1 protein-coding gene is annotated in these 1,194 nt (G+C 72.5%); it reads right to left on the reverse strand.

From position 1 onward, the window contains the following. A partial coding sequence (locus I53_RS04045; RefSeq protein WP_043346943.1) for a long-chain fatty acid--CoA ligase occupies positions 1-1,015 on the reverse strand: 1,015 nt, incomplete at its 3' end. Positions 1,016-1,194: the final 179 nt, after the last annotated feature.

Genomic DNA, 1,194 nt, shown 5'->3' on the forward strand with positions numbered 1-1,194 from the left:
CGGGCTGCGGCTTGCCCGGTGAGCCGGGACGGACGGGAATCGTCGGGCCGCTGGAGATGTAGGTCGAGATCTCGCTCATCCCGAGCGCCTCGTAGAGGGGCTTGCCGGTGGCCTGCCGCCAGGCATCGAGCAACTCCACCGAGAGGGGCTCGCCCGCCGTGCAGCCGTGGCGCAGGCTCGACAGGTCCTGGGCGCCGAGGTCGCCGTATTTGAGGATCTGGCGGTAGAGCGTCGGGACGGCGGCGAACAGGGTCGCGCCGTACCGGGCGATGAGGCGCGGCCAGACGGCGGGGTCGCGTGGACCGTTGTAGAGCACCGCCGTCGCGCCCACCGACCAGGGATCGCTCAAGCCGACGCCCAGCGTGTAGGTCCAGTTCATGGTGCCGGCATGCAGCATCACGTCGGATTCGGTGAGGCCGAGCCAGTGGTCGCGCATCGGCCGGCGACCGTAGGTGGCGCGGTGGGCGTGGAGCACGCCCTTCGGCCGGCTCGTCGTGCCGGAGGTGTAGATCAGCATCGCCGGGTCGTCCGCGGCGGTGTCGGCGTAGGCCGGCAGGGGCGGCCCCGCCTTCATCCGCGCGATGGCGGCGGCGTCGAGCAGGAGGCGTCCGCCCAGGGCCTCGGGCGCGACCGTGCAGCCGCCTCCGATCACCACCGCGGCGGCGCCGGAATTGTCCATGAGAAACGCCGCCTCGCCCGCGGTGAGCTGCGGCGAGGAGGGCAGGGCGACGAGGCCCGCCGCCAGGGCCCCGAAATAGACGATGACGTAGTCGGCCTCGTTGCCCATGCGGATCATCACCCGGTCGCCGGGTTCCAGGCCGAGATCCAGCAGGCCCGCCGCGATGCCGCGCACCGCCCGCTCGACGTCGCCGAAACTCAGCCGCTCCGCGGTGCCGTCCCCGACCATCACGAGCGCCGTCTTGTCGGGGCGCAGGCGCGCATTCTCGGCTAGGCAGTACCGCGCGGCGTTGAACCGCGCGGGCGGATGACGGTCGTTGGCAAGGCTGTCGGGCACCGGGCGCTCCCCGTATTCGGGCTTTCGGCCGGGTGTCCCGCCTGCGCGGGCGGGCGTCAACCGCGGCCGCCCAGGCCTTTGCCTCCGGTCAGGTCCGCCGCTGCGCCTGGGCCTCCTGCTCTTCGAAGCCCTTGAGCATCTTGTCGAGGGTGAGCGGATAGTCCCGCACGCGGATCCCG

Origin of the sequence: Methylobacterium sp. B1 (assembly GCF_000333255.1) — a bacterium.
Lineage (GTDB): Bacteria > Pseudomonadota > Alphaproteobacteria > Rhizobiales > Beijerinckiaceae > Methylobacterium > Methylobacterium fujisawaense.